At 61.6% G+C, this 23,720-nt stretch carries 25 protein-coding genes and 1 pseudogene; 15 read left to right on the forward strand and 11 right to left on the reverse strand.

What is annotated here, in order from left to right:
- Window positions 1–130 precede the first annotated feature (130 nt).
- The 11 genes from coxB to rnhA all read left to right on the forward strand — a co-directional run bounded on the left by coxB (window position 131) and on the right by rnhA (window position 9,346).
- Entirely contained in the window at window positions 131–1,009 is an 879-nt protein-coding gene (gene coxB / locus AC0L2A_RS00095; RefSeq protein WP_091596182.1) for a cytochrome c oxidase subunit II, read from the forward strand.
- Window positions 1,010–1,046: 37 nt separating this feature from the next.
- Window positions 1,047–2,696, forward strand: a complete 1,650-nt coding sequence (gene ctaD / locus AC0L2A_RS00100; protein WP_091595971.1) for a cytochrome c oxidase subunit I — start codon at window positions 1,047–1,049, stop codon at window positions 2,694–2,696.
- A 77-nt stretch (window positions 2,697–2,773) separates the two neighbouring features.
- A complete protein-coding gene (locus AC0L2A_RS00105) occupies window positions 2,774–3,718 on the forward strand; it encodes a heme o synthase (RefSeq protein WP_091595969.1) in 945 nt (314 codons plus the stop codon).
- Window positions 3,719–3,720: 2 nt separating this feature from the next.
- The gene (locus AC0L2A_RS00110; RefSeq protein WP_091596180.1) at window positions 3,721–3,882 is read left to right on the forward strand and encodes a hypothetical protein; all 162 of its coding nucleotides are present in this window, start codon (window positions 3,721–3,723) and stop codon (window positions 3,880–3,882) included.
- Window positions 3,883–3,890: 8 nt separating this feature from the next.
- Complete coding sequence (locus AC0L2A_RS00115) at window positions 3,891–4,532, forward strand: cytochrome c oxidase assembly protein (RefSeq protein WP_287178270.1); 642 nt, start codon at window positions 3,891–3,893, stop codon at window positions 4,530–4,532.
- 1 nt (window position 4,533) lies between these two features.
- On the forward strand, window positions 4,534–5,415 hold the full coding sequence (locus tag AC0L2A_RS00120) for a cytochrome c oxidase subunit 3 (protein WP_473607068.1): 882 nt from the start codon (window positions 4,534–4,536) through the stop codon (window positions 5,413–5,415).
- A 186-nt stretch (window positions 5,416–5,601) separates the two neighbouring features.
- On the forward strand, window positions 5,602–5,988 hold the full coding sequence (locus AC0L2A_RS00125; protein ID WP_287236991.1) for a DUF983 domain-containing protein: 387 nt from the start codon (window positions 5,602–5,604) through the stop codon (window positions 5,986–5,988).
- Complete coding sequence (locus tag AC0L2A_RS00130) at window positions 5,985–6,740, forward strand: SURF1 family protein (RefSeq protein ID WP_473607069.1); 756 nt, start codon at window positions 5,985–5,987, stop codon at window positions 6,738–6,740. The genes AC0L2A_RS00125 and AC0L2A_RS00130 overlap by 4 nt, the downstream gene beginning before the upstream one ends.
- A 97-nt stretch (window positions 6,741–6,837) precedes the next feature.
- Window positions 6,838–7,848 (forward strand): 4-hydroxy-3-methylbut-2-enyl diphosphate reductase, encoded by a 1,011-nt coding sequence (gene ispH / locus AC0L2A_RS00135; protein WP_027152363.1) that lies wholly within the window; start codon window positions 6,838–6,840, stop codon window positions 7,846–7,848.
- 5 nt (window positions 7,849–7,853) lie between these two features.
- Complete coding sequence (locus AC0L2A_RS00140) at window positions 7,854–8,816, forward strand: homoserine kinase (RefSeq protein ID WP_023799317.1); 963 nt, start codon at window positions 7,854–7,856, stop codon at window positions 8,814–8,816.
- A complete protein-coding gene (gene rnhA, locus AC0L2A_RS00145) occupies window positions 8,813–9,346 on the forward strand; it encodes a ribonuclease HI (protein ID WP_023799316.1) in 534 nt (177 codons plus the stop codon). Before AC0L2A_RS00140 ends, rnhA begins: the two co-directional genes overlap by 4 nt.
- Window positions 9,347–9,399: 53 nt before the next feature.
- Here the strand turns inward: rnhA and AC0L2A_RS00150 are convergent, their stop codons facing one another.
- The 3 genes from AC0L2A_RS00150 to AC0L2A_RS00160 form a co-directional block, all read right to left on the reverse strand.
- A complete protein-coding gene (locus AC0L2A_RS00150) occupies window positions 9,400–9,879 on the reverse strand; it encodes a DUF2938 domain-containing protein (protein WP_128245673.1) in 480 nt (159 codons plus the stop codon).
- Window positions 9,880–9,996: 117 nt separating this feature from the next.
- Entirely contained in the window at window positions 9,997–10,497 is a 501-nt protein-coding gene (locus AC0L2A_RS00155) for a redoxin family protein (protein WP_473607070.1), read from the reverse strand.
- A gap of 121 nt (window positions 10,498–10,618) precedes the next feature.
- Window positions 10,619–11,425 (reverse strand): protein-disulfide reductase DsbD domain-containing protein, encoded by an 807-nt coding sequence (locus AC0L2A_RS00160; protein WP_287070753.1) that lies wholly within the window; start codon window positions 11,423–11,425, stop codon window positions 10,619–10,621.
- 168 nt (window positions 11,426–11,593) lie between these two features.
- Between AC0L2A_RS00160 and AC0L2A_RS00165 the strand changes: the two genes are divergently transcribed.
- Window positions 11,594–12,202 carry a YqgE/AlgH family protein gene (locus tag AC0L2A_RS00165; RefSeq protein WP_023799312.1) on the forward strand — a complete coding sequence of 203 codons (609 nt, stop codon included), beginning with the start codon at window positions 11,594–11,596 and terminating at the stop codon, window positions 12,200–12,202.
- A 152-nt stretch (window positions 12,203–12,354) separates the two neighbouring features.
- Here the strand turns inward: AC0L2A_RS00165 and AC0L2A_RS00170 are convergent, their stop codons facing one another.
- From AC0L2A_RS00170 to AC0L2A_RS00180, 3 genes are all read right to left on the reverse strand, one after another.
- A complete protein-coding gene (locus AC0L2A_RS00170; RefSeq protein WP_473607071.1) occupies window positions 12,355–13,380 on the reverse strand; it encodes a transglycosylase SLT domain-containing protein in 1,026 nt (341 codons plus the stop codon).
- A gap of 442 nt (window positions 13,381–13,822) precedes the next feature.
- Window positions 13,823–14,632 carry a class I SAM-dependent methyltransferase gene (locus tag AC0L2A_RS00175; RefSeq protein WP_473607072.1) on the reverse strand — a complete coding sequence of 270 codons (810 nt, stop codon included), beginning with the start codon at window positions 14,630–14,632 and terminating at the stop codon, window positions 13,823–13,825.
- Window positions 14,633–14,821: 189 nt separating this feature from the next.
- Window positions 14,822–15,265, reverse strand: coding sequence for a nuclear transport factor 2 family protein (locus AC0L2A_RS00180; protein WP_027152370.1), 444 nt, complete (start codon window positions 15,263–15,265; stop codon window positions 14,822–14,824).
- A gap of 218 nt (window positions 15,266–15,483) precedes the next feature.
- Here AC0L2A_RS00180 and AC0L2A_RS00185 point away from each other — a divergent pair.
- A pseudogene (locus AC0L2A_RS00185) lies at window positions 15,484–15,579 on the forward strand (LysR family transcriptional regulator); the annotation flags it as partial.
- Between the two features lie 40 nt (window positions 15,580–15,619).
- Here AC0L2A_RS00185 and AC0L2A_RS00190 read toward each other — a convergent pair.
- On the reverse strand, window positions 15,620–16,498 hold the full coding sequence (locus tag AC0L2A_RS00190) for a LysR family transcriptional regulator (RefSeq protein ID WP_419696265.1): 879 nt from the start codon (window positions 16,496–16,498) through the stop codon (window positions 15,620–15,622).
- 151 nt (window positions 16,499–16,649) lie between these two features.
- Between AC0L2A_RS00190 and AC0L2A_RS00195 the strand changes: the two genes are divergently transcribed.
- Both AC0L2A_RS00195 and AC0L2A_RS00200 read left to right on the forward strand, forming a co-directional pair.
- Window positions 16,650–16,913: a DUF4242 domain-containing protein gene (locus tag AC0L2A_RS00195; RefSeq protein WP_023799307.1), complete on the forward strand. Its 264-nt coding sequence runs from the start codon at window positions 16,650–16,652 to the stop codon at window positions 16,911–16,913.
- A 150-nt stretch (window positions 16,914–17,063) separates the two neighbouring features.
- Window positions 17,064–18,086, forward strand: a complete 1,023-nt coding sequence (locus AC0L2A_RS00200; protein ID WP_473607073.1) for an oxygenase MpaB family protein — start codon at window positions 17,064–17,066, stop codon at window positions 18,084–18,086.
- A gap of 145 nt (window positions 18,087–18,231) precedes the next feature.
- Here AC0L2A_RS00200 and AC0L2A_RS00205 read toward each other — a convergent pair whose 3' ends face one another.
- The 4 genes from AC0L2A_RS00205 to AC0L2A_RS00220 all read right to left on the reverse strand — a co-directional run bounded on the left by AC0L2A_RS00205 (window position 18,232) and on the right by AC0L2A_RS00220 (window position 23,711).
- Window positions 18,232–18,639 carry a DoxX family protein gene (locus AC0L2A_RS00205; RefSeq protein ID WP_031254957.1) on the reverse strand — a complete coding sequence of 136 codons (408 nt, stop codon included), beginning with the start codon at window positions 18,637–18,639 and terminating at the stop codon, window positions 18,232–18,234.
- Window positions 18,640–18,915: 276 nt separating this feature from the next.
- A complete protein-coding gene (locus AC0L2A_RS00210; RefSeq protein WP_128245649.1) occupies window positions 18,916–21,804 on the reverse strand; it encodes an EAL domain-containing protein in 2,889 nt (962 codons plus the stop codon).
- A 2-nt stretch (window positions 21,805–21,806) separates the two neighbouring features.
- Window positions 21,807–22,403, reverse strand: a complete 597-nt coding sequence (locus tag AC0L2A_RS00215; protein ID WP_027152377.1) for a GNAT family N-acetyltransferase — start codon at window positions 22,401–22,403, stop codon at window positions 21,807–21,809.
- A 15-nt stretch (window positions 22,404–22,418) separates the two neighbouring features.
- Window positions 22,419–23,711, reverse strand: coding sequence for a M16 family metallopeptidase (locus tag AC0L2A_RS00220; RefSeq protein ID WP_027152378.1), 1,293 nt, complete (start codon window positions 23,709–23,711; stop codon window positions 22,419–22,421).
- Window positions 23,712–23,720: the final 9 nt, after the last annotated feature.

The following is a 23,720-nucleotide window of genomic DNA, read 5'->3' on the forward strand; positions in this document are numbered from 1 at the left end:
CCCGCTCCTTTCTTGCAGAGGCAAATAGAGTATGGTTTGAACCAGCCTCGGGACTATCCGGGATTCCCGTCCCGGCGTTGTTCGATATTCTTGCGGTCCGATCGCGAGGAACTGGGAGATAATGACGGCAATGAGAAAATTCCTAGCAGGCGCCAAACTCCTGGCAAGCGCTGCCGCCACACTGTTCACCGGCGCGTCCGCCCATGCGGCCCAGCCTGCGCCGTGGGAGATGAGCTTCCAGCCCGCCGCCACCGACATGATGCGGCAGATCGCCTGGTTCGAGGGCTATACGCTGTGGTTCATCGTGCCGATCACCCTCTTCGTGCTCTTTCTCATCGCCTATTGCATCCTGAAGTTTCGCGCGAGCGTCAACCCGACCCCGTCGCGCACCAGCCACAACACGCTGATCGAGGTGATCTGGACGGTTGGGCCGGTCGTCGTCCTGCTCCTGCTCGCCATCCCTTCGTTCCAGCTCCTGACCGCGCAATACACACCGCCGGAGGAAGCCAAGCTGACCGTCAAGGCGACGGGAAACCAGTGGAACTGGGATTACGAATACCAGACCGAAAACACGCTTTCCTTCAACTCGGCGATCCTGGCGGATTCTGACCGCGCCGCGGCCGGCAAGGAGGACCGCGGCGCTTATCCGCGCCTGCTCGCCGTCGACAACGAGATGGTGGTGCCGGTCAACACCATGACCCGGGTACTGGTGACGGCGGCAGACGTGATCCACGCCTTTGCCATGCCGTCCTTCGGCATCAAGACCGACGCGGTTCCGGGTCGCATCAACGAGGTCTGGTTCAAGGCGGAAAAGGAAGGCCTCTATTACGGCCAGTGCTCGGAGCTCTGCGGCAAGGACCACGCCTTCATGCCGATCGCGATCCGCGTCGTCTCCGACGCCCAGTACAAGACCTGGCTGGCAGCAGCCGGCACCGACCTTCCCGGCGCCAACAAGGCGCTGATGGCCGAGGTCGACGGCAAAGACAAGGTAGCGGCCGCCGGCAACTGATGCCGCGACCAGAAAAGATCAGGGAACGGAGCCGAACATGGCAGACGCTGCAGCTCACGACCACGACCACAAGCCGTATCATGGCTGGGTGCGGTGGGTGTATTCGACCAACCACAAGGATATCGGCACACTCTACCTGATCTTCGCGATCATGGCGGGCTGCGTCGGCGCTGCCCTTTCGGTCGTCATGCGTATGGAACTGCAGGAGCCTGGGATCCAGATTTTCACCGGCCTGGCGCAGATGGTCTACGGCTTGAACGCCGACGCTGCGCTCGACGGCGGCAAGAACATGTACAATGCCTTCACCACCGCCCATGCGCTGATCATGATCTTCTTCATGGTCATGCCGGCGTTGATCGGCGGCTTCGCCAACTGGATGGTGCCGATCATGATCGGCGCGCCGGACATGGCATTCCCGCGCATGAATAACGTCTCGTTCTGGTTGCTGCCACCGGCTTTCATCCTTCTGATCATCTCGGCCTTCGTGCCGAGCGCGCCTGGCGCCTACGGCGTCGGCGGCGGCTGGACGATCTATCCGCCGCTATCGACCTCGGGCCAGCCCGGACCGGCGATGGATCTTGCGATCCTGTCGCTGCACATCGCCGGCGCCTCATCGATCCTCGGCGCCATCAATTTCATCACCACCATCTTCAACATGCGCGCGCCTGGCATGACGCTGCACAAGATGCCGCTGTTCGCCTGGTCGGTGCTGATCACCGCTTTCCTGCTGCTGCTGTCGCTTCCGGTTCTGGCCGGCGGCATCACCATGCTTTTGACCGATCGCAATTTTGGCACCACCTTCTTCGCGCCCGACGGCGGCGGCGACCCGATCCTGTTCCAGCACCTGTTCTGGTTTTTCGGGCACCCGGAAGTCTACATCCTGATCCTGCCGGGCTTCGGCATCGTCAGCCACATCGTCTCGACCTTCTCCAGGAAGCCTATCTTCGGCTATCTCGGCATGGCCTATGCCATGGTGGCGATCGGGGCGGTCGGCTTCATCGTCTGGGCGCACCACATGTACACGACCGGCCTGTCGCTCGACACGCAGCGCTATTTCGTCTTCGCCACGATGGTTATCGCGGTGCCGACGGGCGTGAAGATATTCTCGTGGATCGCCACCATGTGGGGCGGGTCGATTTCGCTCAAGACCCCGATGCTGTGGGCGATTGGCTTCATCTTCCTGTTCACCGTCGGCGGCGTTACCGGCGTCCAGCTTGCCAATGCCGGTCTCGACCGCCCGCTGCACGACACCTATTACGTGGTCGCGCATTTCCATTATGTGCTGTCGCTGGGCGCGGTCTTTGCCATCTTCGCCGGCTGGTACTACTGGTTCCCGAAGATGACCGGCTACATGTATTCGCCTGTCATCGCCAATACCCACTTCTGGGTTACCTTCGTCGGCGTCAACCTCGTCTTCTTCCCGCAGCATTTCCTCGGACTTTCAGGCATGCCGCGCCGCTACATCGACTATCCGGATGCGTTTGCCGGCTGGAACATGGTGTCGTCCTACGGCTCGTATATTTCGGGCGTCGGCGTGGTCATCTTCCTCTATGGCGTGTTCGAGGCCTTCCAGAAGAAGCGGGTGGCCGGCGCCAATCCATGGGGCGAGGGTGCGACGACGCTTGAATGGCAGCTGCCTTCGCCGCCGCCCTTCCACCAGTGGGAACAGCTGCCGAAGATCAAATAGGCTTCTGCCTGGGCGAATACTGAATCGCCGGTTCGCCCGGCGGTTTTGGCCAACGGAATGATGGACTTTAAGTACGCATGGCCCTTGTCGACGACACCTTGACTGACGAACCGGGCTTTCGCATGTCGGAAGCGACGGCGGGCGATTTCTTCGCACTGTTGAAGCCGCGCGTCATGTCGCTGGTGGTGTTCACCGCCTTTGTCGGCCTGGTCGCGGCACCTGTGGCCATCAATCCGCTTCTGGCGGTGATCGCGATCCTGGCCATTGCCATCGGGGCTGGCGCGTCCGGCGCGCTCAACATGTGGTATGACGCCGATATCGATGCGGTGATGACCAGGACCGCCGGCCGTCCGGTGCCGGCCGGCCGCATCCGGCCAGGCGAGGCGCTGAGTTTCGGCCTGGTGCTGTCGGTGCTGTCGGTGATGACGCTCGGCGTGCTGGTCAATTGGTTGTCGGCGACGCTCCTGGCCTTCACCATCTTCTTCTATGCCGTCGTCTACACGATGTGGCTGAAGCGCTGGACGCCGCAGAACATCGTCATCGGCGGTGCTGCCGGCGCCATTCCGCCGGTGATCGGCTGGGCCGCGGTGACCGGAACCGTCAGCCTGGAAAGCGTCGTCCTGTTCCTGATCATCTTCCTGTGGACGCCGCCGCATTTCTGGGCGCTCGCCCTCTTCAAGTCCGAGGACTATGCCAGGGCCGGCATCCCGATGATGCCGAATGTCGCCGGCCAGGCTTCGACCCGACGCCAGATCTTTGCCTACGCGCTGATCCTTGCCCCGGTTGGCGTGCTGCCATGGATGCTCGGTTTCACCACGCCCGCCTACGGCGTCTTTGCGGTGCTGCTTGGTGCCGGCTTCGTCTGGTATGCGTGGCAGGTGCTGCGGACGGCGGACGACGACCATGTGATGAAGCCGGCCAAGGCATTGTTCGGCTATTCGCTGCTCTACCTCTTTGCCATTTTCGCCGTCTACCTTGCCGACTGCGTTGTCGGGCGCGTGCTGACCATGGGCGGAGCATGACCATGGCCGACAAGAAGCTTGAACTCGTCACGCTGACGGAGCGCCAGCAGAAGGCCCGGCGCAACCGCTCGGTGGCCATCGGCCTGGCGCTGGCGGTGCTTGTCGTCATCTTCTACATCGCGACCGTCGTGAAATTCGGTAACAACCTCACCGGAACCATGTGAGGCTCAAGATGAACCGCCAAACAGTGACCAATCCTCAAAAGAAGAACACCAACCGCGTCGTCGCCGGCGTCTGCATCGCCTTTTTCGGCGGCATGATCGGCATGGCCTATGCCGCGGTGCCGCTCTACGCGATGTTCTGCCAGGCGACCGGTTACGGCGGCACTGTGAAACGCGCAACGCAGCAATATGCCGACCGGGTGCTCGACCGCGATATCACCATCCGTTTCGACGCCAACACAGCCGGCGTGCCCTGGCAGTTCGAGCCGGTCGCCCGCTCCGTCACCATCAAGATAGGCGAGACGGCGCAGGCGCATTATAGCGCCACGAACAAATTCGTCCGCGCCACCACGGCCCGCGCGACCTTTAATGTGCAGCCGGAATTTGCGGGATCTTACTTCAACAAGGTCGAGTGTTTCTGCTTTACCGATACGACGCTGAAGCCTGGCGAGACGCTGGACATGCCGGTCGTGTTCTATGTAGATCCCGACATCGTCAATGCGCCGGAATTGAAGGACCTGAAGACGATTACCCTGTCCTACACGATGTTCCCGGTCGAGAAGAACGAGAAGAAGAAGCCGGTCGTGTTGTCAGTGCCGGCCGAAGGCACAAGCAACAAAGTTTCACATACCGAACGAAGCCTCGGGGGTTGATATGGCAGACGCGCACGCAAAACCACAACATGATTACCATCTCGTCGACCCGAGCCCGTGGCCTTTCCTCGGCTCGGTCGGTGCGTTGATCACCGCGATCGGCGGCGTCTGTTACATGCAGTATCTCAAGGGCGGCGATTTCCCGATCTTCGGCTTCAACATCGCCAATCCGTGGCTGTTCTTCATCGGCCTCTTGATCGTCATCTACACCATGTACGCCTGGTGGTCGGATACCATCAGGGAAGCGCATGAAGGCCACCACACGCGTGTCGTGTCGCTGCATCTGCGCTACGGCATGATCATGTTCATCGCTTCCGAGGTGATGTTCTTCGTCGCCTGGTTCTGGGCTTTCTTCGACGCCAGCCTGTTTCCCGGCGAGGCACAGCAATATGCCCGCGCCACCTTCACGGGCGGTGTCTGGCCGCCGAAGGGCGTTGAGGTCCTCGACCCCTTCCACCTGCCGCTCTACAACACCGTCATCCTGCTTCTGTCGGGCACTACGGTGACCTGGGCGCACCACGCGCTGCTTCATGGCGACCGTAAGGGGCTGATCAACGGCCTGGTGCTGACCGTCGGTCTCGGCATCCTGTTCACCATGGTGCAGGCTTACGAATACATGCACGCGCCGTTCGGCTTCAGGGATTCGATCTACGGCGCCACTTTCTTCATGGCGACCGGCTTCCACGGCTTCCACGTCATCATCGGCACCATCTTCCTGCTGGTCTGCCTGGTCCGCGCGATGAAGGGCGACTTCACGCCCAAGCACCATTTCGGCTTCGAGGCCGCCGCCTGGTACTGGCACTTCGTCGACGTGGTCTGGCTGTTCCTGTTCGCGTCGATCTATGTCTGGGCCTCGAGCGGCGCGGTCATCGAAGGCCACTGAAATCTTCCTGAGGAAATCGATGAGGCGGCTGCGGCGACGTGGCCGCCTTACCTTTTGGGGTGAAGGGCATTAAAGCGCGTCGCGGCTGAATGGATTCATGCGACGCGCTTTAAGTTCTTGTTTTTATGCATGTCGTTATCGCAAAACCGCTGCGCACTTTTGCGCGACATGCATTAAGGTATCGGAATGAGTGACGACAAGGCGATCTGGCCAGCAATCGATCCGATTTCGGCTGGCCTGCGCGGCCGCTGCCCGCGCTGCGGCGAGGGCCGGCTGTTTTCCGGCTTCCTCACCGTTGGCGAACGCTGCGCCAATTGCGGCCTCGACTATTCCTACGCCGATGCCGGCGACGGTCCGGCGGTGTTCGTCATCCTGATCATCGGCTTCATCGTCGTCGGGCTGGCGCTGTGGATGGAGGTGACGCTCAGCCCGCCGCTCTGGCTTCATTTTCTGCTGTGGATACCGCTGACGCTGGTGCTTTGCCTGGGCGCGCTCAGGCTGATCAAGGGTGTGCTCCTGACGCTGCAATACCGCAACAAGGCGGCAGAGGGCAGGCTGGACCTCGGCGAATGAGCACGACATCCGCTTCGATTGCGGGCCGTTCGCGGCCGAAGGCGGCATTGCTGCTTGGGCTTGGCCTCGTGCTGTTCTTCATCCTGCTGGCGCTCGGCACCTGGCAGGTCCAGCGCCTGTACTGGAAAGAGGGTCTTCTCCAGACCATCGACCAGCGCACGCACTCAGCGCCCGTGCCGTTGGCCGAGGTCGAAAAGCGGTTTGCCGCCAGCGGCGATGTGGATTACACGCCGGTGACGGCATCAGGCACGTTCCTGCATCAAGGCGAGCGACATTTCTTCGCGACCTGGGAAGGCCAGTCCGGTTTCGATGTCTTCACGCCCTTGCATCTGGAGGACGGCCGCTTCGTTCTGATCAATCGCGGCTTCGTGCCGTACGATCTCAAGGACGCTGCCAAGCGCCCGCAAAGCCATGGTGCGGGCCAGGTAACGGTGACGGGGCTCGCCCGCAATCCGCTGCCGGCAAAGCCCTCGATGATGCTTCCCGACAATGATCCGCAGAAAAACATCTTCTACTGGAAGGATCGCGACGCCATGGCGGCCAGCGCCGGTCTGCCGGCCGGCGCGGGGCTGGTGCCATTTTTTATCGACGCGGACGCCACGCCGAACCCGGGCGGGCTGCCGGTCGGCGGCGTGACAATCATCGACCTGCCGAACAGCCATTTGCAATATGCCGTAACCTGGTACGGCCTTGCCGCTGCCCTTGCCGGCGTCCTCATCTTCAGGCTTCGCCGCCCGGCGAAAGAAGAATGATCAGCACTGGTGCCCTTGACAGGGCAGGGGTGCGCACCTCATTTCGCGCCTTGAGTTCAAGACTTGAGTTCACGCTACGACCAACCGGCCGGGAATCATGCTTCACACGACCACAAAGCCACCGCTGACGATAAGGCTCTGCCAGCCGCGCGGCTTCTGCGCCGGCGTCGACCGCGCCATCCAGATCGTCGTGCTGGCGCTGAAGAAATATGGCGCGCCGGTCTATGTTCGCCACGAGATCGTCCATAATCGCTACGTCGTCGAGGGGCTGCAAAGCCTCGGTGCGGTGTTCATCGAGGAGCTCTCCGAGATACCGGCTGAGCATCGTCAGAGCCCGGTCGTCTTTTCGGCGCATGGCGTGCCGAAGTCGGTGCCGGCGGACGCCCAGGCGCGCAACCTCTTCTATCTCGACGCCACCTGCCCGCTGGTGTCGAAGGTCCACAAGCAGGCAATGCGCCATCAGCGGCTCGGCCGTCATGTGCTTCTGATCGGCCATGCCGGCCACCCGGAAGTGATCGGCACGATGGGGCAGTTGCCGGACGGCGCCGTCACCTTGATCGAGACCGAAGCCGACGCCGCGAATTTGGTGCCCGCCGACCCGCAGGCGCTCGGGTTCGTCACCCAGACGACGCTGTCGGTCGAGGACACCGCCGGCATCATTCGGGTGCTTAAGGATCGTTTTCCCGATTTGCATGCGGCGGCAGCGGAATCGATCTGCTACGCCACCACCAATCGCCAGGAAGCGGTCAAGGAGACCGCCGCGGGTGCCGATCTCTTCCTGATCGTCGGCGCTCCCAACTCCTCAAATTCGCGGCGTCTCGTCGAAGTGGCCGAACGCGCCGGCGCCTCGATGTCGCTTCTGGTGCAGCGCGCCTCCGAAATTCCATGGACCGAGATCGCCGGCATCTCGACGCTCGGTCTTTCGGCAGGTGCCTCGGCACCGGAAATCATCGTCGACGAGATCATCGATGCGTTCCGGCAGCGCTTCGACGTAACCATCGAGCTGGCGGTGACGGCGACGGAAACCGAGGATTTTCCGGTGATGCGGGTGCTGCGCGACGTCGAGCTGACGGCCGCCGACATGGCTTTCGTCAACGGGGCCGCGTAAGGTTCATGGCGGTTTACACCGACGTCAACGAAGGCGAGCTCGGCGCGTTCCTCAAGGCCTATCCAGTCGGCGATCTCCTGTCCTACAAGGGCATAGCCGAAGGCACCGAGAACTCGAACTTCCTGCTGCACACGACCAGCGGCTCCTACATCCTGACGCTCTACGAAAAGCGCGTCGACAAGGCCGACCTGCCGTTCTTCCTCGGCCTCATGAGCCATCTCGCCAGGAAGGGCATTTCCTGCCCGCTTCCGGTGACCGCGCATGATGGCGACGTCATCGGAACGCTTGCCGGCCGGCCGGCGGTCATCATCACCTTCCTCGAAGGCGTTTCGCTGCGGCGGCCGACATCAGCGCACTGCGGCGAGGTCGGCAAGGCGCTGGCGGCGCTGCATCTGGCCGGCGCCGACTTTCCGATGACCCGTCCGAATGCCCTTGCCATCGATGGCTGGCGCAAGCTGTGGAGCGCCTCTCGCCCTCGCGCCGACGAGGTCGAGCCGGGACTGGCGGCCGAGGTCGATGCCGACTTCGCCGATTTCGAGAGGAACTGGCCGAACGGCCTGCCGGAAGGCATCATCCATGCCGATCTTTTCCCCGACAACGTCTTCTTCCTCGGCGAGAAACTGTCGGGGCTGATCGACTTCTATTTCGCCTGCAACGATCTCTACGCCTATGATGTCGCTACCTGCCTCAATGCCTGGTGCTTCGAGAAGGATTTTTCCTTCAACCTGACCAAGGGCACGGCGCTGCTTGCCGGCTACCAAAGCGTGCGGCCCTTGAGCGGCGAAGAGAAAGCTGCGCTGCCGATGCTGGCGCGCGGCTCGGCACTGCGCTTCATGCTGACCCGGCTTTACGACTGGCTGATCATTGCCAACGGCGGGCTGGTCGTGAAACGCGATCCGACCGAATATATCAGGCGTATGCGTTTCCACCGGGCGATCAAATCTCCTTCCGAATACGGACTGACATGACCAAGCGCGTCGAAATCTTTACCGATGGTGCCTGTTCGGGCAATCCGGGGCCTGGCGGCTGGGGGGCTGTCCTGCGCTTCAAGGGCGTCACGAAGGAACTGTCGGGCGGCGAGGCTGCTACCACCAACAACCGCATGGAACTTTTGGCCGCCATCTCGGCGCTCAATGCGCTGAAAGAACCCTGTGCGGTCGATCTTTATACCGACAGCAACTATGTCAAGGACGGCATTTTCAGCTGGATCGACGGCTGGAAGCGCAACGGCTGGAAGACCGCTGCCAGGCAACCGGTGAAGAATGCCGAACTGTGGCAGGCGCTCGACGAGGCCCGCAACCGTCATCAGGTGATCTGGCATTGGGTCAAGGGCCATGCCGGCCATCCGGAGAACGAGCGTGCCGACGAATTGGCGCGGCTCGGCATGGCGCCGTTCAAGAACAAGACGGCCAGGCCCGCGCCCGTTTCGGCTGGGGAAAACACCCAAGCCAAACAGCCGGCAGCCAGGAAACTGCGCCGCTCGACCCAAAGCTACTGACCAGTCTGGGCTACTGACCAGTCTGGACTACTGACCAGTCTGGTCCGCCATATTCAGCGGATCAGCAGCGCTGTGCCGAAAAGTCCGAGAGCGAACACAGTATGCGATACGAGGTTGAGGGCGCGGATCTGCATCGGGTTGGGGCGCTTTGACGCGGCCCAACCGGCGCCCATGCCGGGCGCCAGCAGGAACCAGCCGGCGCCTACGGTGACGATGCCGAGGATGAAGGCCGGCAGGAAGGTCGGCGCGGCCAGCCACGCCGCTCCAGCCAAAACGGCCAGAATGATGCCGTAGACGATGCCGACAAAATAGTGGAAGGCCCAGCCCAGTGCCGATTCATGCGCATAGGGTGCTGCCTCGCCGATATCGTCATGGAAGACCTTGCCGTCCCTCAGGTGCCAGACCCAGCGACCAACCAGTCCCCAGTTCGGCCGTGGCTGAGCAAACACCGTGTTCAGGAAAATCGCCCAGAGGTCCATGAGCGCCGTGGCGCCGATGCCGATCGCCACAGCGCGCCAGAAGTGGTCAAACATCATTGAGATCCCCTAAAAGCAGGCAATTCCCGAACAGCGTTCTTTGCACGCCCAATTGGACGCGCAGCTGCCGAAACAAGCGCGATCGTCGGGCCAAAGGAGCGTGAAAACCTCGGCCTATGCTGTCGCCAAAACGGAAAGTTGTTCGAGAATGTGAGCAGCACCGGATTCATCAACGCCAGGCTTTGTCTCGACATTGAGCGCGGCGACCTTGCCGTCGTCGACGATCATCGAAAACCGCTTCGAGCGCAGCCCCATGCCACCGCCGGAAAGGTCGGCGTCGAGACCGATCGACTTGACGAAATCGCCATTGCCGTCGGCAAGATAGAGGATCTTGCCTTCACCGCCGCTGAAGCGGGCCCAGGCGCCCATCACGTGGACATCGTTGACGGCGACGACGGCGATGGTGTCGACGCCGCGCGCCAGGATGGCGTCGGAATTGTCCAGAAAGCCGGGCAGATGGTTGTTGGAGCAGGTCGGCGTGAAGGCGCCGGGAACAGCGAACAGCACCACCTTCTTTCCCGAGAAAATGTCGGCCGTCGTGATCGCTTTTGCGCCGTCGGCAGTCATCGTCTTGAAGGTCGCTTGGGGCAGCTTGTCGCCAACGGCAATCATCATCGTGGTCCTCGTTTTGACAAATGGAAGGGAGTGTCCTTGCGATAGCGAATTCAGCCGTTTCCCGCAACTGTCGGGGTGGCCGGAGCAAGGGATGTTCGATCTGAACATCCTTTGCTGGGGATCAAGGGAACGGCAGCAGGCCTTCGACGGCGCCGGCCGCAGTTGTCAGCGTGTAGTAAAGTCCGCCATCCGTCGGCGTCGTCGTCGGTCTGTCGAGGATCGGCACGGTAAACACCAGCTTGCCGTCCTTTTCGCTGCGGGCCGGCACGCCGAACATGTAGTCCCGCTCGCCGGCGACGAAGAAATCCGCTGCTTTGGGATTGCCCGGAAAGCTCGCCTCGACAATCAGTGTCTCGCGGTCGCCCGGCAGGATATTGACGCCGAAATCGGGTCTTGCGGGAGCAGGCAGCGTTGCAAGCGCCGCCTTCACCAAAGCGGCGTCTTCGACATTGTCCGGATCGGAGCCCGGATCGATGGTCAGCTTTGTTTGCACCGGGATGCAGATCGTCTCACAAATTCCGAGAAAGATATCGGCAACGATGACGGCCGGCTCGTTCGGCGCCGACAGCGTGAACGTTACCGGCAGCGAAACCGGATGGTCGTAGCCGGCCCATTTGCCGGAGCCGTCGTCGTGGCGCTGGGGTGGTGGAAACGAAAACGTCGCGTTGGCAATGTTGGTGCTGGCCGAGATATCGATTTGCGGCGGCACGCCCGCGTCGCCCGGATCGCGCCAGTAGGTTTTCCAGCCAGGCTTGAGCGAAATATCGAGGACGCCATGGATGCGTCCGGCTGTGTCGGGCTTGCCGCTGGTCACAAGGCGTACTTTGCCGCCTTCGCTTTCGTACCAGATCGACGAGGAGGCTGCGGCGGGAAGACCGGTTCCACATCCGACAGCGGCGCTGAGCAGCAGGACTTTCAAGCTTTGCATGGCGGTGATTTGAGCGTCCGTTCATGGCTGCGCAATGACTTCATGGCGTCGCTGCTATCATATTTGCGTGACCTCGGGCACAGCTTTGCGTGCCTTGGATGCACATCTGCGACCAAATCGCGCGCGGCGCATCTTTTCGGCGCTCCAGAAACGCGTTACGCTCCCCTCATGGACTTGTTGCGCCACAAGAAGATGGCTGCGGGACGCGGCTTTCTCGACGACCAGTTCCTGATTGCCATGCCCGGCATGAAGGACGACCGCTTCACGCGCTCCGTCATCTATATTTGCGCGCACAGCGACGAAGGCGCGATGGGCCTGGTCATCAACCAGACACAGCAGATGCTGTTTCCGGATCTGCTCGTGCAACTCGGCATCATGAACGAACAGGAGGCGATCCGCTTGCCCGCGCAGGCCCGCGACTTCGTCGTCCGCAACGGCGGACCGGTGGACCGCAGCCGCGGCTTCGTCCTGCATTCGGGCGACTACCGGGTGGAATCGTCGCTGGCCGTCTCCGACGACATTTGCCTGACCGCGACCGTCGACATATTGCGCGCCATTTCGTCGGGCCGCGGGCCGCGGCACGCGCTGATGGCGCTCGGCTATTCGGGCTGGGGCGCCGGTCAGCTGGAAAGCGAAATCGCCGAGAACGGTTGGCTGACCTGCCCGGCAAATGCGGAGCTTCTGTTCGATACCGACATCGAACGCAAATACGACCGGATACTCGCTTCGATCGGTATCGACCTCGCGCATCTCAGCCTGGCCGCTGGTCACGCCTAATGCATGTCGCGCAAAAGCATGCCCTCGGGCTTGACCCGTGGGTGTGTAGCGGTTTTGCGATAGCGACATGCATAAAACGACAACCTAAAGCGCGTCGCGTGAGGCCGATCAACGCGACGCGCTTTAGAAGTGAAAACCCGATACCTGGCTGGTTACCGCCGCATTGCCATCGCCAGCCGTTTGCCCAGATCGTAGACGAGATTCTCGAAACCCGACGTCCAGGACAGATCAGCCTGTTTCACGCGCGTTTCGACATCGCTGTATTTGCCGATGCGGGCTTCCAGGAAGGAGCGCAGGCGCTGGTGAAACTGGCCGACGGTGAGCTGTTTTCCCTCGGCCTTGAAGATCGCAATATTGAAGCGTGCCGCCTTGGGGAAGATTGTGCTGGCCGTGGCATTGGGCTTCTCATCGGCATTCGACAGGAGCGCTGCTGCCCCGTTGGTGCCAAGGAAATGGGGGAGGTAGAGATCCCTTTCATCCATGGCCTTCTCAAGACGAGCTTCGATGCGTTGCTTGGCCGCGAGAAGGTTCTTGGCCGCAAGTGCTGCCGACAGATAGGGATCGCGCCTGAATTCAAGGATGCGCTGTTCTTCGGCCTTGTCCTCGACGAAATGGTATTCGCGCTTGCCCTCGGGGCGGGTCCGGATCAGTTCCGCTTCGTCGCCCAGGCCGAATTCTGCACCGTACCCCTTCACCGCCTCGAGCCATGTCTGGTCGAGGAATTGCATAAGACCAAGCGCCGACCCTTTAGACGGGCGATTGTTGATGTCGAAGGAGGATTCCTTCTCGGCGATCGCAAAAAGCGTGTCGGCAGGAAATTGGGTGTCCTTGGCTGCACGAAGGATTTCGCTGGCGATGTGCTGCGACACCTTGTACTCGCCGAACTCGTGCATCGACATGCCGAGGACGATCTGTTCCGCGCCTTGGGAAAGGATGGAGACGGTGCCCTTCAATGCCTGGGCCAGCGTGCGTTCTCCCTCGCGTCCAGAGGTCGATATGGTGTCTGGATCGATGATGTCGAACTCGGGCGCGGCCGAGGGAAAACTCAGAGCCGAGAACGGAACAGCAGTGGCAACCGCGGCTTCGGTCACGCCGTTGACCAGGACTCCCGAATAGACCGGCCATGGCATGGCTGCCACGGTCGCCGCCAGGCCAAGCCCCGCCATCCTTTTCGACAAAGGCCGTCCGCCCGAAAGGACGAAGGCTCCGCAAGCAAAGAATTCAAATGTTCTTTGGAGTGACGCCAGGTCCCCCTCCGTTCCTTGTCTAGCCGCCCAGATATTTTGGGGCAGGTCTATTTCCAACGTTGAGCCGTCAACGTCGAAAAAGACAAGAAGAACGGTCAGTGCTTCATTCAACTAGTCATGGATAATGGCGGCACAATGGCCACAGTGCGGCAAAATAATTCGAAATGTAAAACAAGCTGGTTTTAATCGAGGGCTGCGTAGCCGATGCGTTGCTTGTGAAGCCTCTCGATTGGCGAGCAGAAATTTCCCTGAGGTGGTCTGCCCTCGACCGCAGCCGGGCAATCCTTTCGGTTCTCGAACGGCAGATTGTGAATGAGCAGCCATTCTCGGCACAATACTCGATCGAACCAGTTCTCCGCTGGTGAGAGGTCATTTATCCTTTAGCTGTCGCCAGATTGGTGCTGGCCTCGAAGGCCAGTCCCGACCCGATGGTGTATGGCTGCAGCACGGACGCACTCTCGCTCACGATCGCCTCCACGACGCGCTTGCGTTCGTGATCACCCAATTCCTTGGCTATGGAACTCATCCCGACCAGCGCCATCGTATTCAAATGCAGGAAAGGTACGCCTTCCCCGAAATGGATGGTGCGCGAAACAATCCTCGATCGGACCTCGTGGAAGCCGGCGTCTCGCAGCAGCGCCTCAAGCGGAGCCGCTTCCCCGAAGCTGTACCGCTGATCGGCGATGGCGCCCAGATGACGCTCCGCGACGCGGCGCAGGTCGCGAAAGAACGGGATTTCGTCGTCCGGGCGCCACGTGGCGATTGCCAGCCTGCCACCCTTCGTCAGCGCGCGACGCATCTGCGCCGCCGCCGCGGGTTTGTCAGGAAAGAACTGCAGTCCTTGCTGGCAGACGACCACGTCGAACGTCTCACCACTACGCAGAGGCAACTCGCCGGCATTGCCCTGGCGCCAGTCGACGGCTGGTTCTACAGCCCGCGCCACGGCAAGCATGTCCGCGCTGACGTCGACACCGACGATAAATCCGGCTCCACCGAGCCGCTCTCTTGCAACGCGCGCCACTATTCCTGTTCCACAAGCGATATCGAGTACGCGATCGCCTGAAGACAATTCCAACTCGTCAAGAGCCATCTCGGCCCATGGACGGAAGAGAGGGCCGACGAGCCACCGCTCGTACATCTCCGGGAAACTTACCTGGTTCATTGCGTAGCTGGGCAAGGTCATGATCGTCCTCCCTCAGGGCGCATGACTATGGCGGATCTACTCCACCGGCACCAGCAGGTGCTCGCAAGGCGCGTCGGGCCACATCTGGCGCCATAGAATGACGTTCTGCGTCGACGAGAAGCGAAAACCCTTCAGCGGGCTTTGGACCTTCAGCCAGAGCGCTCCGTCGGGATGGCGACACTCTTCGCATCACGCGGCTTCGCCGCGTGCAAGGGCCGCCGCCTGCTCCAGACTCACGCCCTTGACCAGGGGGTCTGCGTGGCGATGCACCAGGCGCCATTCCGCCTCTTCGCGGCGATAGACCAAGGTAACCCGCAGCGGCCAATCCTGGGCCGGCAGACCGCCGACCTCGACGTGCGGGCGTTCAATGATCGCGAGGACCACCATGTCGGCGGAACCATAGGCTTGAAGAAGTTCGTGCTCGAAGGTCCCGTTCTTGAAAAAGCGGCCCATCGCCTCGATCCGCTCCGCAGTCAGTTCAGAAGCCCGCGTCGGCTTTCCGCCGAATGGAGACATCAGCAGGAAGTCCCCGGTATGTGGGATCACCTCGTAGTACTTCGTTATCTCCCCGCGCATCAGCGCCGAATTTGCTTCCGCAGAACGCTCGACGAGATCGGCAACCGTCTGGTCCATGGCAGGCTCCGCAAGAGCCTGTGCCGAGGCGTTCGTTAATCTTGCAGTTTGTGACAATGCCACGCCAGCGCTTGCTGCGGCGAGAAAGGAACGTCGTGATACTGGCATGCGGGTGGCTCCTGCATCTGTTTCCGATGCGAAGCGCGCCTTGCGCTGCTCCGCTTGCTCAGGAGATCGCACTTCGATGATGCTGAATCCAGTGATATGATTTCATCGACATGCTGAACAGGATTGATCTAAACCTCCTCGTTCTGTTTGAGATCGTGCCCGACGAGTGCCACGTGGGCCGAGCGGCCGAAAGGTTGAATCTGACGCATCTCAAATCAGCAAAGCTCAAGCCTCAGCGCTAAACGCCTAGCCTGGCCAATCGAACGTCTGGGCAGCTCGGACCATTGCCGCCGTCGCCGGGCTATAGGGCCGGCCCGGAATGCTAGCCAGGGACACCGTGCGTGCCACCGCGGGTTCGATCAGCGGACGCTGCAAAAGTTCAGGCGATGTCACCGAATATTCAGGCATGAAGGCGAAGCCGATCCGCGCCAGCACCATTGATTGGATCCAATCCTCGCGCTCGGAACGAAAGCGGGCATAAAGGCTGACGTTTCTTTCCCGGCACGCACCCATTACCAGGTCCCGCATTTCGCAGGACAGACGATCGACATAGGGTTCTTGAGAGAGATCGACCAACTTGATTGCATTGAGGCTCGCAAGCCGATGATCCGGCGCGAATACGACGACGTAACGCTCACTGTAGAGATCATGGACGCGGAACGCCGCTCCCAATCCCTCCAGCGGATTGAGAACGGCAACATCGAGATCGCCTTGCTCGAGCCTGTTTTTCAGTTCCTGGACGCTCGCCTCGCTAACTTCAAGCTCGACGCCATGATAGTCGCGCTGGAACTTTGCGAGGAACCGGGCGAGTTTCACATGGCCGATGGTCGACATGACGCCGAGGCGGATCGGCACCTGGTTGAGCAGCCTGAAATTGTCGGCAAGCGTTCTGGTTGCGTGGGCCTCCTGTATGATCTGCTGAAGATGCGGCAGAATGGAGCGCCCGAACTCACTCAGGAGGACGCGCTTTCCCTCGCGGTGGAACAAAGGCGCGCCAAGCTCATCCTCGAGCGTCTTGACCGCTTTGGTGAGCGCCGGTTGAGAGACATTGCAATCGGTGGCGGCCTTGGTGAAGTTCAGCATCTTCGCGGCGGCAAGCACGTAGCGGACCTGAAACATCTCCATGGCAAGCCCTCCCGAGGCGGTTCCACGAAACGACATTGTAATCCTTTCATCGATAACTGTCGGCTATCGATCGATAGAAAAAATGTCGTTCTCTTTCGCCCGCCGCTGCATTCAACTCCTGTGGTCACTGTTTACAGGAGGAGATCTGGAAATGACCGTCTACATGGTGGAACGCGACCTCAAGGGCATCAGCATGGAAGCTCTGGGAGATGCGCAGAAGGCGGCGATCAGCAAAGCCGCCGAGATGACCTCCAACGGCACCGACATCAGCTACCTGCGCTCGACCTTCGCACCGGAGGACGGGCGCTGCATGTGCCTGTTTGACGCTGCCTCCGATGTCGACGTGAAGCGTCTAAACGACGATGCGGGGCTGCCCTATCACAGAATCGTGCCGGCGCTCGATCTTACCCCATAGGGCCGGCGCGACCGGGCTCGTGATGGCTATCCGGGCCCGGTGTTCTTGCGGAGTTATGCAGCGCGTCAGTTTGAATCTTTGGAACGACGGAAGGGCCAAGTCGTTCGTGCTGCATCCGCCAGCCACACGCGTTGCCAGGAGAGTCGGAGCATGTTTGGCAATTCGGGCACCCTTCCTCTGCCTCGCCCGCTTGGGCGTCGTGTGGATACCCTTGCGCAGTCGTTCATGCGCCAGCGGCTCGGATCGCAGATGGACTTCTCGACCCCGCAGGGCGAGCCGGCGCTGTTGCCGCCCAACTCGGCGTCGTGGCGTATTTTCAAGAACCCGGTTGCGCTGTTCATCGGCGGGGTTACGGCGGTGCTGCTCGAATTGGCAGAGCCGCGGGTTCGCGACGCCATTTGGCAGCACAGCACATTCCGCTCCGACGCGCTCCGACGATTACGGCGCACTGGCCTCGCCGCCTTGGTCACGGTCTACGGTCCCCGGACCAAGGCCAAGGCCATGATTGAAGGTGTGGTCAGGATGCATGGGCGCGTTTCAGGCCGAACCAGCGAAGGTGAGCCATACGACGCCACCGACCCGGAGTTGCTGGACTGGGTGCAAGCGACGGCCGGGTTTGGTTTTATGGAGGCCTATCACATCTATGTGCATCGACTGCATTTTTTCGAACGGGATGCGATGTTCGCCGAGGCTCGCCCCGTCGCGCTTCTCTATGGTGCGGTTGACGCGCCCACGTCGCAGGCCGAGCTTTACGCGCTGTTCGACGTGATGAGGCAAAGACTCGTCGCATCGCCGATCGTCCTGGAATTCCTGCAGATCATGGAAGACATTCCCGTCTTGCCGGGGGTGGCTCAACCGCTTCAGCGGCCATTCCTGAAGGCGGCTGTCGAGATCCTGCCCCGCTGGGTCCGCAAGCGGTTGGCACTCGGCGACCACTGGACGTTGAAGCCGTGGGAGCGTGCTTTTGTGAAGACGACGGCTGCAATCTGCGAGCGCATCGTGCTCCCTTCATCTCCGGCCGTCCAATCGTGCCGTCGCCTCGGTCTTCCCGAGAACTATCTCTATCGCCGACAGAAGGCACCTAGACACGAGCAGCACGGTCGCGATCATGCGGGATCTGATGCCCGCATAGGGGAAAGCGACGGGTTAAAAGTGCGGCAATGGCCGCCCTAAGGGCGCGTATCTCGTGTTGGGGAATGTCCAGTGAAGGGCCCGAAAGCGACGATCAGCGGAGCCGGAACTTCCTATCATTTCGACCTGGCAGGCTGTCGGACATGCTCCGCTGGTAGCCGCCCAGCAAGTTCCCTCGCGATCCTGTTCAGGGCGTCGCGAGGCCGGTCCCGCGACGAGCCGCATCGACGCTCCACGCGCCGCCTCCCGCGAAAAAGAAGTACAGGAAAATGAAGCAGTAGAGGATCGACGAGTCGCCCTCGTTGACAACCGGAAAGAAGTTTTGCGGCGCATGCGCCATGAAATAGGCGACCGCCATGTTGCCGGACAGAATGAACGCGACGGGCCGGGTGAAGAGTCCGAGGGCAAGCAGCGCGCCTCCGATCAGCTCGATCAATGCCTGGATCACAATAAGCCCCGACAGTTGCATCGGCTCGGGAGCGGGCGGAAAATTGAAGAGCTTTTGAGTTCCGTGCTCCAGAAACAGCAGCGCCGACATGATCCTCACGACGCTTAACCACACCGGAGCCCAGGCAGAAATCTTGTCGAAATTCATCAGTTGGGCCTCCATCATGACCCGGTGATTCCGGGCAGCAGGCTGAATTATCAGCGGGTCAGCTCTTCGCACCGATTTCGCGAAGTCGGTATGATGCACAGCGCGAGCCGTAAACCAATACTCCCAGTTCACAGTCGCGTGACCGCCGGTCGTACTTTTGATGGAGTGCCGAGCCGCGGGAGCTGAGACCTTGCCGATGCGCTCCAGCGGGTGCCAATCGCCAGGCTCATGCCGCTCAAAAAGGGCAGCGATTTTGGGACAACGACATGAACAAGATCAAGCCCGGGTCAGCGGATACTGTTCCTTCAGCGTCCTCAGCACCTGATCGCCGGGCATCGGCGCGCCGAACATGAAGCTCTGCACATATTCGCAGCCCATCTGGCGCAGCTCGAGCGCATCGCTTTCGTCCGAAATGCCCTCGGCCACGACCGAAAGGCCGAGTTCATGCGCCATGTTGACCATCGATTTGAGCAGCACCGCGCGCTTCGGTGTGGTGTCGTCGACAAAGCTCTTGTCGATCTTGATCGTGTCGAAGGGAAAGCGCGTCAGATAGGCCAGCGATGAGTAGCCGGTGCCGAAATCGTCCAGCGACAGGCCGATGCCAAGCTTCTTCAGCTTGTTCAGCACATGGGCTGTCTGCTCGGGATTGTCCATCACCAGCGATTCGGTGAGCTCGAGCCGGAAACAGCGCGGCTTCAGATTGGCCCGCGCGATCACCGAGCGGACGTCGCTGACCAGATCGCGGCGGATGAGCTGTCGGCTGGACAGGTTGACCGAAACCGACAGCGGCGCGTCGCCGATCTGCTTTTGCCATCCCGCCAGATCTTCGGCGGCCTGTTGCATGGCGAACAAGCCAAGCTGCACGATCAGGCCGCAGCTCTCGGCGACCGGGATGAAATCGCCTGGCGGGATCATGCCGCGACGCGGATGATCCCAGCGCAAAAGCGCCTCGAAGCCGGCGACACTGCCGTCTTCCAGCCGCACGATGGGCTGGTAGGCGAGTGTGAATTCGCGCCGTTCGATGGCGCGGCGCAGGTCGGACTCGAACTGCAGCCGGTCGGTGCCGACGGTCCGGAAGGCGGGTCGGAACGGTTCGATCCTGTCGCCGCCAAAACGCTTGGCCTGGTGCATGGCAAGCTCGGCGTCCTTGACCATGTCCTCGGCCGAACTCTGCGCCGAGGTCCAGGTGACCAGACCGATCGAGGCGGTCAGCACGATCTCGCGCTTGGCAAAGGTAATCGGATTGTTGATCGCATGCTTGATGGCATCGGCAACGGCTGCGATGCGGGCCGGGTCCTGCTCGGAAAGCAGCATCAGCGCGAATTGGTCGCCGGCAAAGCGCGACAGCGAATCCTTCGGCTTGAGCAGCCGGTGCAGCCGGCGCGCAACAGTGAGCAGGATGGTATCGCCGGCCGAGATGCCGAGCCCGTCATTGACCTGCTTGAACCGGTCGATGTCGATGACGAAGACGGTGGGACGGACCTTCTCTTCGGTGCGCGCGATCGAGATGATCGCCTCCAGCCGGTTCATAAGCAATTCCCGGTTCGGCAGGCCGGTCAGATTGTCGTGCACGGCATCGTGCAACAGCCTCTCCTCGGACTTCTTCTGCTCCGTCACGTCGACCATGGTGCCGACGCAGCGGATGACCTCGCCGTCCGATCCGATAACCGGCCGGGCGCGCAGCGAAAACCAGTGATAGTGCCCGTCGGCGCCGCGCAGGCGGAAATTCTGCGACACCCGGCCGCGCCGGTGTTCGAGCACCACGTCGAGCGTCGTACGGAAGGTGTCGCGGTCGTCGGCATGGAGTACCGGCAGCCAGTTGCGGGCAGCGCCACCCAGGCTGTCGGGCGCAAGGCCAAGCTGGATGCTGACATCCGGCTTGGTGACGACGCGGTCGCGCATCACGTCCCAGTCCCACACCGTGTCGCCCGATCCGGCCACGGCCAGCGCCTGCCGTTCGAGATCGGAGAAAAGGCCCTGATGCAGCGCACCGCCGGCAAAGGCGTGCTGCATGACGGTGAAGCCGATGAGCAGGATGATGAGGATCAGCCCGCCGCCCAGTGCCGGCTGGGCGATGTCATTGTCGAGCATGCCGGTGATCGCCATCCACGACCCGCATAGCCACAACAGGACCATGACCCAACTGGGCACCAGCATGATGGCACGGTCGTAGCCGCGTATGCCGAGGAAGATGATCAGGCCGAGGCCGGTCAGCGCGGTGGCGGCGAAGGACAGCCTGGCGATGCCGGCGGCGACCGCCGGGTCGACGATTGCAACGCCGGCGATCAGCAACAGCCCCAGAATCCAGACCAGCGCGCCGTAGCTGAAATGGCCGTGCCATCTGTTGAGGTTGAGATAGGCGAACAGGAACACCACGAAGGTCGCTGCAAGCGCCACCTCCGTTCCGGCCCGCCACATCTGCTCGTTGCCGGGCGATATTTCCAGGACCTTGTTGAGAAAGCCGAAATCGATGCAGATATAGGCGAGCACCGCCCAGGCGAGCGCTGCGGTTGCCGGGAACATGGAGGTTCCCTTGACGACGAAAAGGATGGTCAGGAACAGCGCCAGGAGGCCGGCGATGCCGATGACGATGCCGCGAAACAGCGTGTAGGAATTGACCGAATCCTTGTAGGATTCCGGCTCCCAAAGATAGACCTGCGGCAGTTTGGGCGACGCCAGTTCGGCAATGAAGGTGATCACCGTTCCGGGGTTCAGCGTCACCCGGAACACATCAGCGTCGGGGCTGCTCTGGCGGTCGAGCGCGAAGCCCTCGCTGGGCGTGATCGCGGCAATGCGCGTCGAGCCGAGATCCGGCCAGAAGATACCGGAATTCACCAGCCGGAAATGCGGTGCGACGATCAGCCTGTCGAGCTGCTGGTCGGTGGTGTTGGCAAGCGCGAACACCGCCCAGTCGCCGGTCGAGCGCGCATCATTGGCCTCGACCTCGATGCGCCGCACGATGCCGTCCGGTCCCGGAGCAGTCGACACCTGAAAATTCTCGCCCTGGTTGCGGTAGATTTCGACGGCGCCCGAAAGGTCGAGCGCCACATCGTCGCGGGCAATCTTGATCGGTTCGACGGCGAAGGCCGAAGACGCCGCGCAGAGCACGACGATTGCCGTCAGCACAAAGGCGAACAACGACCCGATTCGCAGGAAATTCGTCAAAATCAGTCCTTCGTTTCCGCGCCCGGCGGATCGTCCTCGATCCGGGCGTAGAGGTAGTGGTCCTGCCAGATGCCGTTGATCCTGAGATAGGATCGGAGAAGTCCTTCGCGCCGGAATCCGGCTTTTTCAAGCACGCGGATCGACCGGGCGTTGTCGGGAATACAGGCAGCTTCGATCCGGTGCAACCTCAGCGTATCGAAGGCGAAGCGCGTCACCACCTTGACCGCGTCGGTCATCAGGCCACGGCCGCTGTAGCGCTCGCCGATCCAGTAGCCGATATGGCCGCTTTGCGCGACGCCGTGGCGGATATTGCCGAGGGTGATGCCACCGACAAGCTTGGCGTTGCTTTTGTCGAAGATGAAGAAGGCTATGGCCGTTCCCTGCGCATAGTCTTCGCGATAGCGGCTGAGGCGATGCCGCCAGGCCGTGCGGTCGAGCTCGTCGGGGTTCCAGCGCGGCTCCCACGGCTCCAGGAAGGCGCGGCTTTCCCCGCGCAGCACCGACCATTCACGATAGTCGTTGGTCAGCGGCACGCGCAGCGTGACCCGGTCACCCTTCAGTGCCGGCAGGTCACGGCGAAAGAAAGGGAGCGCGAACATGACGCTTTGATGGACTTAGCCGGCGAGCTTTCGGGCCGTGGTCTGCGTGCCCGAAAGCGACTCGAGGACCGCCTCATAGGGAGCGAGCGTGCCCACCGGTCCGACGGCAGTCAGCGTCGGCTTGGTCGAAAACAGCCGTGACGAAAGGTCCGTCAACCGCTCGACCGTCAGCGCCGACAGCCGTTCCATCAGCTCTTCCTTGGCGATCGGCCGGCCGAACAGAAGCATTTGCCGGGCGATCTGCGAGGCGCGGCTGGCAGGGCTTTCGGCAGACATGATCAGGCCTGCACGGTACTGGGCGCGTGCCCGGTCGAGTTCCTCCTGCAGGATGGTCTCGCCGACCTTCTGCAACTCGCCGATGACCACCGGCACCAATTCGGCGATATCGCTCTGCCCGGTCGCGGCATGGACGCCGAATATGCCGGTATCGGAAAAACCCCAGTGGAAGGCATAGACCGAATAGCACAGCCCGCGCTTTTCGCGGACCTCCTGGAAAAGACGCGACGACATCCCGCCGCCAAGGATCATCGACAGGACCTGCGAGGCGTAGAAGTCGCGTACATGATAGGCGCGGCCCTCGAACCCCAGCACGATCTGCGCGTCCATCAGGTCGCGGTCCTCGCGGAAATCGCCGCCGACATATTGCGCATATTGCGGCATGGTGTTGTCGGACTTGCTGCGGAAACCGCCGAGATGCTTCTCGACCTCGCGCACGAAGTTGTCGTGCTTGATGTCGCCGGCGGCAACGACCACCATGCGCTCGGCGCCATATTGCCGTTCGATGAATTTGTGCAATTGCTTCGAGGTGAAGGATTTGACGGTTTCCGGCGTGCCGAGGATGGAGCGGCCGATCGTCTGGTGGCGGAAGGCCGTCTCGGTGAAGTGGTCGAAGACGACGTCGTCGGGTGTATCGTGTGCGGCGCCGATCTCCTGCAGGATCACATGCTGCTCGCGCTCCAGCTCTTGCGGGTCGAACTCGGATTCCTGCAGGATGTCGGACAGGATATCGACGGCCAGGGGCACGTCGTCGCTCAGCACCCTGGCATAATAGGAGGTGGTCTCGACACTGGTGGCGGCATTGATCTCGCCGCCGACATCCTCGATTTCGGAGGCGATCTCGAAGGCGCTGCGCCTTCTGGTTCCCTTGAACGCCATGTGTTCAAGCAGGTGGGCCATTCCGTGCTCTTCGCTACGCTCATTGCGGGCGCCTGATTTGATCCAGGCGCCAAGAGCGACGGATTCGAGGCTTGGAAGGGTTTCGGTGGCGACTGTCAGGCCGTTCGACAGACGGCTTACCTCAACACCCATATAGCTGAT

This window comes from Mesorhizobium sp. WSM4844 (genome assembly GCF_055811775.1).

Bases quoted from the DNA above. Each gene is read 5' to 3' on its own strand.
- AC0L2A_RS00130 (WP_473607069.1), top strand. From the start codon at position 5,985: ATGAGCACGACATCCGCTTCGATTGCGGGCCGTTCGCGGCCGAAGGCG.
- AC0L2A_RS00105 (WP_091595969.1), top strand. From the start codon at position 2,774: ATGGCCCTTGTCGACGACACCTTGACTGACGAACCGGGCTTTCGCATG.
- AC0L2A_RS00220 (WP_027152378.1), bottom strand. From the start codon at position 23,711: ATGGGTGTTGAGGTAAGCCGTCTGTCGAACGGCCTGACAGTCGCCACC.
- AC0L2A_RS00180 (WP_027152370.1), bottom strand. From the start codon at position 15,265: ATGGACCAGACGGTTGCCGATCTCGTCGAGCGTTCTGCGGAAGCAAAT.
- AC0L2A_RS00115 (WP_287178270.1), top strand. From the start codon at position 3,891: ATGAACCGCCAAACAGTGACCAATCCTCAAAAGAAGAACACCAACCGC.
- AC0L2A_RS00125 (WP_287236991.1), top strand. From the start codon at position 5,602: ATGAGTGACGACAAGGCGATCTGGCCAGCAATCGATCCGATTTCGGCT.
- AC0L2A_RS00160 (WP_287070753.1), bottom strand. From the start codon at position 11,425: ATGCAAAGCTTGAAAGTCCTGCTGCTCAGCGCCGCTGTCGGATGTGGA.
- ctaD (WP_091595971.1), top strand. From the start codon at position 1,047: ATGGCAGACGCTGCAGCTCACGACCACGACCACAAGCCGTATCATGGC.
- AC0L2A_RS00120 (WP_473607068.1), top strand. From the start codon at position 4,534: ATGGCAGACGCGCACGCAAAACCACAACATGATTACCATCTCGTCGAC.
- coxB (WP_091596182.1), top strand. From the start codon at position 131: ATGAGAAAATTCCTAGCAGGCGCCAAACTCCTGGCAAGCGCTGCCGCC.
- AC0L2A_RS00195 (WP_023799307.1), top strand. From the start codon at position 16,650: ATGACCGTCTACATGGTGGAACGCGACCTCAAGGGCATCAGCATGGAA.
- AC0L2A_RS00190 (WP_419696265.1), bottom strand. From the start codon at position 16,498: ATGGAGATGTTTCAGGTCCGCTACGTGCTTGCCGCCGCGAAGATGCTG.
- AC0L2A_RS00215 (WP_027152377.1), bottom strand. From the start codon at position 22,403: ATGTTCGCGCTCCCTTTCTTTCGCCGTGACCTGCCGGCACTGAAGGGT.
- AC0L2A_RS00155 (WP_473607070.1), bottom strand. From the start codon at position 10,497: ATGATGATTGCCGTTGGCGACAAGCTGCCCCAAGCGACCTTCAAGACG.
- rnhA (WP_023799316.1), top strand. From the start codon at position 8,813: ATGACCAAGCGCGTCGAAATCTTTACCGATGGTGCCTGTTCGGGCAAT.
- AC0L2A_RS00205 (WP_031254957.1), bottom strand. From the start codon at position 18,639: ATGAATTTCGACAAGATTTCTGCCTGGGCTCCGGTGTGGTTAAGCGTC.
- AC0L2A_RS00110 (WP_091596180.1), top strand. From the start codon at position 3,721: ATGGCCGACAAGAAGCTTGAACTCGTCACGCTGACGGAGCGCCAGCAG.
- ispH (WP_027152363.1), top strand. From the start codon at position 6,838: ATGCTTCACACGACCACAAAGCCACCGCTGACGATAAGGCTCTGCCAG.
- AC0L2A_RS00200 (WP_473607073.1), top strand. From the start codon at position 17,064: ATGTTTGGCAATTCGGGCACCCTTCCTCTGCCTCGCCCGCTTGGGCGT.
- AC0L2A_RS00175 (WP_473607072.1), bottom strand. From the start codon at position 14,632: ATGACCTTGCCCAGCTACGCAATGAACCAGGTAAGTTTCCCGGAGATG.
- AC0L2A_RS00165 (WP_023799312.1), top strand. From the start codon at position 11,594: ATGGACTTGTTGCGCCACAAGAAGATGGCTGCGGGACGCGGCTTTCTC.
- AC0L2A_RS00150 (WP_128245673.1), bottom strand. From the start codon at position 9,879: ATGTTTGACCACTTCTGGCGCGCTGTGGCGATCGGCATCGGCGCCACG.
- AC0L2A_RS00140 (WP_023799317.1), top strand. From the start codon at position 7,854: ATGGCGGTTTACACCGACGTCAACGAAGGCGAGCTCGGCGCGTTCCTC.